The organism is Rhizobium sp. RSm-3 (assembly GCF_001854685.1).
GTDB lineage: Bacteria > Pseudomonadota > Alphaproteobacteria > Rhizobiales > Rhizobiaceae > Rhizobium > Rhizobium ecuadorense.
This window is the reverse complement of the sequence record NZ_MAWZ01000030.1, coordinates 23,451-33,445: the sequence shown is the minus strand read 5'-3', so window position 1 is coordinate 33,445 and position 9,995 is coordinate 23,451. Positions and strand designations below refer to the sequence as shown.

Below are 9,995 nucleotides of genomic sequence, written 5' to 3'. Positions count from 1 at the left end.
AACGACCACCCAAACAGCCAGATCGATGATCTGCTGCCGTGGGCCTATGCCGCAAAGCCCGATCTCAAAGCCGTGGCCTGAAAACACCGCTTACGGCTCACCGCGATTTGTAGAGTTGAACCGCCTTACCGTTATGAGCTGTTGGCGGCTATCGATCGGCGAACACAACGGTATGCAAATTTCGCGGGGCCGGACCTGAAAAGCCAAGCCACAAAATTCTTCGTTGCAGCCAGGAATCTGTGTAACATCCACGTTGCAATGGGACCGGGGGGGCATGGGGTGCCATTCTACATACGCAAGTCAGTCAAGGCGGGACCATTCCGGTTTAATTTTTCCCAAGGAGGTATCGGCGTCTCTGTCGGCGCGAAGGGCTTAAGGGTCGGTACCGGACCTCGGGGCCACTATATTCATGCCGGACGAGGTGGACTGTATTATCGAGCGTCACTTGGCAATGCTGGCCAACGTCGACAGAGGGCTGTGAGCGAGCCACTGCCCGCTCAGGTCACTTTTGAAGTACCTGCGGTCAACATGATCGAGTTCGAGTCCGGCGACGTCTTGTTGATGCGCGACGAGAACTTCGGCGAAGTGTTGGACGAAATCAACGCGAAGGCCAATCAATGGCGGTTGTCGGCTCTTTTCGGATGGCTCACGGCTCTCCTCGGCATCCTTGTGCTGGCGAAAGCGCCGCCAGTGGGGATTTGGGTCCTGATCGCGACCCTTCCCGCCTGGGCGGTAGGGTCGTGGCTCGACTCGTACCGCCGATCGACAGTTCTCTTCTATGATATCGATGGTCCGGTCGAGCAGGCGTACAAGGAAACGATCGCGGCGTTCGACAATTTGAGCTCTTGTGCCGGGAAATGGCATATCGAGGCCGGCGGTGCGATCAACGATCTAACGACCTGGAAAAGAAATGCAGGCGCATCCCACCTGGTGAAGCGAACCGCCACGAAGCTCGCCTACGCTTTGCCGAAGGTTATCAAGAGCAACATCACACCGCCCTCGATACACGTCGGCAAGCAGATAATTTATTTCATGCCAGACGTTGCTTTGGTCGCCCACAATTCGCGCTTCGGTGCAATGTCATATTCTGATCTCCGCGCTCGCTGGCAAGCGTCACGGTTTATCGAAGATGGTCATGTCCCTCATGACGCGAAGGTCGTCGACCGCACTTGGCAGCACCCCAACAAGAATGGCGGGCCCGATCGGCGTTTTCGGAACAACCGCCAGCTGCCTGTCTGTCTGTACGATACCCTTCATCTGCAAAGCGACAGCGGTCTCAACGAGGTACTGGAATTTTCGCAAGTGGGAAAGCTGGCGAGTTTCGTCGCCGCTCTCCAAGCTTTAGCGAAGGCAAAGATGGAGGCTGCACAAGCCCCGAAAGCGATCCCATCGACCGCGACGTCAGTATCGCCACCGGTGGCACCAAGTTCGCCTCTGCCGGATGAACAGAGACGAAAGAGCGCTGTGCCTGCCATAGCCCTCATCATGGGGGGCATCTTTGGACTTCCTATTGCTATTGCCGCACTCCAAAACGCGGAGAAATCGACTAGGCCCGTCACAACGCAGGCCGCTGTTCCCACCAGTTCAGGGCAAATCGCATCGTCATCGTCAACGCCGGGGAGGCCCGCGTCCTCTGCTGCCGGTTCAGCACAAGGGTCACCATCACCGTCGACGATGGTGACCCCTGCCACAACCCCTTCTGGCTCTGCTTCGGAAACCGGTAAGCCGGCAGTCGTAGTCCAGGCACCGAACGTTGACGCTACGGCGACAGTAAATGATCCGGCATTTTCGACACCTGCCTCCCTTGGGGCTGATCAGGAGCCGACACCCGATCCTACGATCTTCGAGGCGCTTGCGGCAGCCGCGACCGCACCCGCCGCGTCTACATTGGACGCGGCATCAGAGCCGCCTGCCCCGCCTTACATCGCCCCACCGGAGCCAAAGTTTGCTTACATGAAGCAGCCCTTCCAACTGAGGGATGGACCCGGTGCAAAATACATCCCGGTCGGCGCAGTCGGTCAGAATGCATTGCTCGCCATCCTTGAGACGGAAAGCGGATGGGTCCATGTCTCTGGTGGTCCGTCAGCGATGGGATGGGTACCGAAGGAGCTGCTTGGTCAACGGCCAGTTTCGCGTCAAAAAACCACGCCCAAGGTGCAAAACACCTTCCAGTCCGGCGGTCGGACTTATTGAGGAGTGCACGGCCCCCAAGTCGCATCGGGTTTGCGGCACCAGCCGCTGTTGGTCAATTCCGTAAGAAGCAGTGCTTGTGAATTACAAGCGTCCTGCGCGTACGATAACGAGCACGCAGCGTTGTCGGTCAGCCAGCGACGAATAATCCGATCCGGTCCAGCCACCGAGCTGTCCTTGATCGTGATCTTACCGTTCTCCGCCAGAATTTTGTGGGTCGCGGGGTCCCATGTCATCGCTGCATTTACCGCGCCAGACGACGATTTTTTACGGGCGGGGCTGTAGGTATACCAATCGACTACAGCGAAGACGGTACAGATATCAAAGCATGCTGCGTGTGCTGTGCCAGACCGAACGGCATAAATGCGCACAGGCCACCGCTCAGCGAACTGTTGCTTCTCGTTTAGGACGTCTGCCTTCGAGCGCCGAGAGCCGTAATAGACAACGGGATCTCCGTAGTTGTTCGCGAGGAAGGACATTCCTTCGTTCGTCGACCAGGTCCGCTGTGTTTCCAGGAAAAACTGTAGCGCGGCTTCGTTCAATGCTGTCGAGGGCGCCTCGTTGGATACGGCAGTCTCTTCCGCCGTCGGTGCCAGATAGGGGGTAGGCTGCCCCGTCACGAGACCAAAGCCAGCCATGTCGATCAGCGACAGCACCCGTCGATCGCCGTCAGTCAGATCGGTGACAAACGTGAACAAGGTGGAGTCGACGCCCATGTCCGCAAAGTAGGCTTTGTATCTATCGGTGCCGGTTTGCGGGCTCAAGCTTCCCGGCGAGAGAAGTGTTCGATCAACAACCATCGAGCCGTCTTCCGCAAAACGCCGCACTCCACCGGCAAAGGCGAATAAGCATGCAGCCTCGCACTTCGAACCCGAAACTTGCAGCGTCGAAAGCTTCATCCGACGAATAGCCCGGCCATATCCGATCGCGGCATCTGTATCACCGCCCGGCGAAATGAACGCGATGAATTTCGGAGCGCTGTTCTTGATTTCGGCTTCGAGCTTATCAGGAAGATCGCTGGGCTCGAACGTTCCTTGAATCAACAAGATGTCGTTGTTCGCCGCTTTCACATGGGCAAATCTGATCGCTGCGTGACTGGGGCTTGCGATTAGCGCGGCCAATGAAATCAGGCAGGAAACGAAGACAGACGAGCGCATCGCTCCCTCCCCAATCTGATCGGATTAGTTTGTTGAAATACCAAAAGCTGTGAGAACTTGAGGCGTGATCGTTCCGGTCACCTTCAGCCCATAAGCATCCTGCATTTTATTAAGTCCAACCCTCGTTGCGGCGTCGACCTGCCCTGTTACCGGGCCGCCGAAATAGCCGAAGGCAACCAGAGCGGTCTGAACCTGAATAACGATACGCCGGAATTTGTCTGAGTTGCCCGGCAACGTCTTCAGCGGCATTGGAGCTGTATTCACCGAGGAAGATTGCGGGGCAACCCCCGTCGAATAGCTGCCAGTCGAAGTCGTCGCCGGTATGTTGGGAGTCGTCGGTAGACTTCTGATGACCGGTTCCGGATTGGGCGAATAGCTCGGCGTCGGGTCGGGCTGCGTATAGGTCGCGCTGTTGTTGTAGTCGCCGCGCGGCACAACGTATCCGCCACCAGAGCCTGACGCGTGACTAGCATGACTGCTATGACTTGCGTGGCTCGAATGTGAGCTATGACCTGCGAGGGTGTAGACCTGCTTGACCTGCAGCCGCTCAAAGAGAGTGGGTTCTGGCTTCTTTTTGGTAAGGCCGACAAGTGGCGCTGCATCACCTTTCGACGGCATGAACCCGGCCGCAATCAATGACGGCACCAGGTAAACCTTGCGCTTCTTCATTGTCGTGACAGTCCCCCAAACCCCTGATCAGCTTTATACCATTCAAAAAATCCACCACAAGTGGAGCGCAACGTACACTCGCCGCACTCTTCCAGGAATTTGTTCTTCCAGTCTGAAATCGTGCTTGGTGCCAAATGCCGGTACAGTGGGGGAACCGTGCAAAGCGGGAAATTGTAAAGAAGAGTATGAATACCGCGCCCAATCGCGAGATTGACGGCGCTCCGCAGTTGGCCGAAATCCAGCGACGTATCCTTGAACGAATGCGCCCAATTCATTCTGCCGTAACCGATATTTTCTAGTTGCATGACGGCCCAGACATCAATGAACGGAAGCCGGGTCGAGGCGTAGTCCGCAAGCTGTGGCAACACATCCCAGTTCTGCTGAAGGACAACCGTCCGAAGCTCGACGGCCGCCCCCGCCCTCATTAGCGTCACGAAATTCTGCGACAACGTTGCAAAGGCACCCCGCTTTGCAACGATGCTGTCGTGAAGTTCGGCGTTAGGTGCATACAGTGGAATGCCCCACAGGACGCGATCTCCGATCTCATCAAGTAGGGCAATGTCGTCAGGTTCGAAAAACTGGCCGTTGGTCAAAACATGAAATGAGATGTCGGGTCGGGCCTTCGCAGCGGCGACGAGGAATTGAAACAGTCTTCGTTTGTGCAGCAGCGGCTCACCGCCAGATATCGTGATGCGCGCGTTTTCCGGGGCCAAGGTGGCGGCGACTGTGAATTGGTCGAAGAGGTCGGCGTGATATTTCTTCGGAGGCTGCGAGCACATCACGCAGAGCTGGTCGCATTGCTCGGTAACCAGGAAGGTGTTGTGCCTCGACCCTGCTCGCAGCAATCGATGAGCCGAGTTTCGACCAGGTACTAGAAGGAGCACGTCGCCGTCGAGATCGGTTTGGGGATCGCAGTAAACGCGAAGCGAATAGCCCGCGAGATCGAAGATTTGACTCTCGTGGTCACGATCGATCAGGACAGCATCATGCTCACTCTCCACCGTGTCGGTGCGCAGGCGAATGATACTTGGATGGTCGATTGGAACGTCATCGATCTTGAGCCGCAAATCGATCATCTGTGTGTCGGAGCCAGCGAAGGATCGAACTCCGGAATTCCGGCCCATGCCGCAAGGCTCTTGTGAGCTTTTTTGTCATCCGAATAGAGCAGCTCGAATATCTTGTCGAAGATCGCGGTGTGGCGTCGGCAGAAGGTAGTGTCACGCTTCGGCACGTCGATACGACCATACCGGGAGAGGTCGTCGATCACGTCAATGCCGCAGGCCGCTTGGTATGGACAGTGGATGCAATCTGGATGGAACGAGTTAGTCGCTTCCTCATTCAGGACATCCAGCTTTGCCTGATCGATGCCATCCCAAAGGTTGCCGACACTCAGGTCGATCTGCCCCACTCTCGTCACCATCCTGGCTTCGTCCGACGGATAAAATGTGCCGTCGAAATCGATGACCAGGTAGTCCTTACCGAGGATGTTCGGGTTGCGAAGGTCCACATGGTGGTTATGGCCGCCGCGCAGCACCCGGCGAAGACAATGCGTGAAGTAGAATTCCTCGACAGGGAAATCTGCTGTCCAATTGTGCTCGATCAACGCATCGATGAATCGGCCATGATAGTCGTTCCATCGCTCATCCATGCCCATTGTCTGGTATCGCTTCCGAGCGAAACCTTGATGGTTGATAGGCCGGAGGAAAATGGAACGAAAGCCGAAGTCGCCGAACGTCTCAATGATCTGGTTCGGGGTTGGCAAATTGTTGACATCAAGCGTGGGCAACGCCGACACCTTCCCTTGCCCTAGCCTTCCGATCCCATAGCGAAGGTTCGAAACAAACTGGTCGGTGCCGCGGGATGTGATTGTCCGCTGCCGTTGGTGAGCCGAAAGGTCGCCATCCAGCGACGTGCTAACGAATGTGTCCGAAGCGTCGAGAAGCGCCCAGGCTTCATCGGAAACAGACTGCAGATTGGTGCAAACGGTGAAGGTTACATCCTTGAATTTGCGCCGCGCAAACTCTCGAACCGTCTCCAACAGATCCAATCGCAAAAGCGGTTCGCCGCCTTGAAACTCGATTTTCGCACTTGCTGTGTCCATGCCATCGAGAAAACGAAGAACCTGGGCGAGCGTGTCCTCGGTCCAGTCAAACCCACTGGTGTTTTCGTTGACCCGCGACACCTGGCAGTAGCCGCACGCCAAATTGCAGCGAAGTGTCGGCACGAGGATGACGTAGTTCAGCTCCTGCGGACGATGCAGTCGCTGTGCCCACCGATATGCAAATCCGATATATGCTGGGTCGCCGACTTCATCGAATGCATGCCCGTTCGAATGAAGAAACCTGCTATCTGAGGCAGTCAGATCGCCACCTGCGTATCGCTCAAGGAATCTGCCATCTGCCCGGAAATATCCACCGGCGTCGTCAACGAATAGGTAATCAGAAGCCAAACGCGTGAATTTCAGAGGGAAGACGGTCATCGCCCGAGGACACCACTGATGAGCGCCCTTCGCAGGGGAAGCGTCTCTGTATAAATTTTTTCGCGATAGAGGCAGTGTTGAAAATCCGAAATCAACACGTCGATCAGCGGCGAACCGTCATCGAATAACGTTATTTGTGTAGACAATTCGACCTTCGCCACAGCATTCATCGCATTAAAACGAAGGATGGCCGCAGCAAGGTAAGGTCGATGCGCTTCGTCGATATCGATTAAGGTGCGTCGTTCATATCTCTGGATCGGCGTGCTGAATTCTGTTCTTTCCATCGGACAATGGCGATCGACTCCCTCTTCGCATCGATTGTAGCAACTCGGCCGCTTGATCACCAGATGGTTGTATTGCATTTTCCTGAGAATAACTTGACGCTCATCACCCTTATGGGGCCGGAAACCAGTTCGGAAGGAGAGTGATCTCGCGGACGGAGGTCCTAAGCCCATCTCGGCTTCTTGCAACGCCGTCACGTCTGGCGCTTGGTGATACCGTCTTCTCCGGCTCAAACCAGCCTGTGCTTGAGCCCTCCTGTTTTGCTGAGTGTCTGGTCAAAATGGGCGCAGTTCAATACCCTTCCCGGGGAAGATAACCCAAAACACCCACCGCGACGGGTCTTCTGCACTTTCGGATATACCGTTTGTTAAAGGACAACCCCTATTTCCGCTCGCCCTCGGCATTGGGGCCGAGAGGGACTGCGAGCATGCCAAGAGAAGAGATTTCCTCACGTCATTTTCAACGAAAAATCTCAGACTTCTGCGACGTGCGCATTGCGCCGATCGCATCGAAACACGTCCTGGAAAATATCCGACCATACCTCATCAGCCTGATCACCTATCGCAAGTCGCCGCCTTTGCTGAACGGGCGCATCGACTGGACGACGATCGGTGAAGCCTGTGGGATCGATGACGAGTTGACACCGGCGCTGAAAAACCACCTGCGCCCGGCCTCGACGCCATCCTCCGCTGGCTCGGCATGCCACCCGCGGCGGAAGACGTTCGGCGGCCAAAACCAAAAACCAGATCGCCCAAACCCGTTCGTCGTGCTACAGCGCCAACGGCATCCTCCACCCGTAAGCCCCAACGGCTGGGCGGCGACAACACCCCGACCCAACCCGCCTCTGCGCCGCGAGGCGCAAAGCCAAAGCCGATCCAGGAATTTCCCGAACCGCTGTTCGAAGCGGCGGGAGATCCCGAGCGCTTTCAGGACGCGCTCATCTACCAGATGCGCCGGTTCGGCGACAGTTACTGGCAACTCTATCGCGCCATCATTCGCCTCGGCGAGAACTTCGACCACAAGACCCTGTTGTCATGGATCCAGGGTGAACGCGCGCCGAGGTCCATTGCCAGCTTCGAAATCCTCGCCCGCATCGAGTGGCGCTACCTTCTGGCGGAGGGATATTTCAAGGCCAAGCTCCCGCATCAGGCTCGCTCGCTCAACGGTCACGACCTTGGCGATATCAGCCCTGCCGAGCGGCGGCGACTGGCGTGGCATCTACCGGATGACTTTGGCAGCCTGCCCTTCTCCAAGCGCGAGGAGATCATCGACTGGGTGCGGCGTGTCATCATCTCCGGTTCCACCGATTATCGCCGATACCAGGCGGCGGCCAGCAAGCAACGCTATGCCATCCGCTTTCCCGGAATCACCTATGGCGGCGGATCCCTGTCTCCTCGATCCGGCGTGCTATCTGGCGGCGCCAGTCGCAGTGCGGACGGCCCCTTCGAGGATCCAGATCTTCTTTCCGGCGTAGTCGACGCGCCGCCGCGGCTGGCGATGGAGATGGCGGACCTGATCCGGTTCAAGACCTCGACACTGACGGCGATCGGCTTCCAGCGCAATGGCGTGTGGGGCGAGGAAACGGCATCGCAAAAGATCGAGCATCTCGGGCTGATGTTCGGGGCGCTGGCCGCCTCACCCTCCGGCATTGTCAAGCGCCGCGGCGTCCCGCTCAGCCAATTGACCTTCGGCTTGCTGATTTTCCCAGGCGTCTGGGACTGGTATCTGCAATGGCGCGAGCAGCGGCGCGGCTTCTACACCAAGTGGGAAGAAGACATGCTGATGGTCGCACAGGCCCTCGCCCGTGCCGAGGTCGGCTGGATCCGGCAGCATCCGGAGCTTCTGAGGAATGTCAGACCCATCGAAGGCCTGATCGCCCCAGAGGAGATCGAATTCGCTTCGCGCGACTGGCATGGCGCTTGCGACGCGTTTCATCGGCATGCTGCCAATCGCTCCAAGGAAGTTCAACGGGTCATGCGGGTGCATCGCGATCCCTTCGAGCCGATCATGGTGATCCTGGAAGCGGAGAGCCCTTTGGCAGAGTATCGCAAAATCACGGACGAGATCCTGAAGCGCATGCCGGACGAGCATTTCTATCCGCGGCCAGCGGCTGAAGCGGTCCGCTCCTTCCTGATGTTGCGGCTCGGACTTCATCTGGGACTGCGGCAAAAGAATCTTCGGCAGCTTCGCGTCTGCCCGCGCGGTCATTTTCCCGCGTCGGAGCGCCGCCTGGAAGACATGAAGTGCGGGGAGCCGCGCTGGAGCGACCGCGAGCGTGGCTGGAAAGTGCTCACTCCGTCCGTCGCCTTCAAGAATTCCAGTTCGTCCTTCTTCGGCCAGAAACCGTTCCGGCTGATCCTGCCCGACCTGCTCGATCTCTACAAATACCTCGACGCCTATATCGACCGGCATCGCGCTGTGTTGCTCGCCGGCGCGCAGGATCCCGGCACGCTGTTCGTGAAGACGGTCAAGACGATCAGCACCGACGCGGCATACGACTCCACGACCTTCTATGAAGCCTGGCGGACCGTCATTCAACGATATGGCATCTACAACCCTTATACCGGTCGCGGCGCCATCAAGGGTCTGCTGCCGCACGGTCCGCACAACGTGCGCGATATTCTGGCGACGCATATCCTCAAGCAGACAGGATCCTACGAGCAGGCGAGTTATGCGATCCAGGATACGCCCGATGTGGTGCAGCAGCACTATGGCCGGTTTCTGCCGCAGGACAAGGCGGCGCTCGCGGCAAAAATCCTGAACCAAGTCTGGGAGGCGGCGTAGGCCGGCACGGGCCACTGGCTGAGCGCTGTCCGCATACCGGTCCGCTCACTGTTCTCGGCCGAGCTTGCCACCGAAGTGGTGCGCAGGCTCGGCCTCGGCTCGAATACTCTCTCGGCTCCTTTCGTCGCGTGCACCACCGGCAACTTGACTGAAGCTTGAGGTCTTCACATGTCATTAACCATATGAATTAACATTCTTCTTTTCCCACACGGAAGTGATTATCGCTTCTATTTCTGTTACTTATTACGGCTGGTGCGCCGACTCCTCACTTCCGATAAGTACTGCTTATCGGACGTGATGGATTTCAGGCCGTAGATCAGTTTGTCGGTGGTCCTGGATCGCCGGAAACGCCCGGTTTCACGGGCTTCTAGGGTGATTGAGCCCCGGATGAGCGGACTAGCCAAGACAGAATTCAACGGCCGCAGTCGGCGCAC

General features: G+C 57.4%; 6 protein-coding genes and 1 pseudogene. 2 read left to right on the top strand and 5 right to left on the bottom strand.

Annotation, left to right across the window (positions count from 1 at the left end):
* The first annotated feature begins 258 nt into the window (after positions 1-258).
* The gene (locus tag BBJ66_RS22385; RefSeq protein WP_244511734.1) at positions 259-2,193 is read left to right on the top strand and encodes a DUF4236 domain-containing protein; all 1,935 of its coding nucleotides are present in this window, start codon (positions 259-261) and stop codon (positions 2,191-2,193) included.
* Here the strand turns inward: BBJ66_RS22385 and BBJ66_RS22380 are convergent.
* From BBJ66_RS22380 to BBJ66_RS33630, 5 genes are read right to left on the bottom strand one after another with little or no spacing between them, the layout of a single operon-like run.
* Positions 2,187-3,347 (bottom strand): hypothetical protein, encoded by a 1,161-nt coding sequence (locus BBJ66_RS22380; RefSeq protein ID WP_071089852.1) that lies wholly within the window; start codon positions 3,345-3,347, stop codon positions 2,187-2,189. The genes BBJ66_RS22385 and BBJ66_RS22380 overlap by 7 nt on opposite strands.
* Before the next feature lie 24 nt (positions 3,348-3,371).
* Positions 3,372-4,016 (bottom strand): His-Xaa-Ser repeat protein HxsA, encoded by a 645-nt coding sequence (gene hxsA / locus BBJ66_RS22375; RefSeq protein ID WP_071089849.1) that lies wholly within the window; start codon positions 4,014-4,016, stop codon positions 3,372-3,374.
* On the bottom strand, positions 4,013-5,092 hold the full coding sequence (hxsC, locus tag BBJ66_RS22370; protein WP_071089846.1) for a His-Xaa-Ser system radical SAM maturase HxsC: 1,080 nt from the start codon (positions 5,090-5,092) through the stop codon (positions 4,013-4,015). The genes hxsA and hxsC overlap by 4 nt, the downstream gene beginning before the upstream one ends.
* Positions 5,089-6,495, bottom strand: a complete 1,407-nt coding sequence (gene hxsB / locus BBJ66_RS22365; RefSeq protein ID WP_071089843.1) for a His-Xaa-Ser system radical SAM maturase HxsB — start codon at positions 6,493-6,495, stop codon at positions 5,089-5,091. Before hxsB ends, hxsC begins: the two co-directional genes overlap by 4 nt.
* Positions 6,492-6,974, bottom strand: a complete 483-nt coding sequence (locus tag BBJ66_RS33630; protein ID WP_128146186.1) for a hypothetical protein — start codon at positions 6,972-6,974, stop codon at positions 6,492-6,494. The genes hxsB and BBJ66_RS33630 overlap by 4 nt, the downstream gene beginning before the upstream one ends.
* A gap of 230 nt (positions 6,975-7,204) precedes the next feature.
* Between BBJ66_RS33630 and BBJ66_RS22355 the strand changes: the two are divergent.
* Positions 7,205-9,561, top strand: a pseudogene (locus BBJ66_RS22355) (hypothetical protein).
* Positions 9,562-9,995 lie beyond the last annotated feature (434 nt).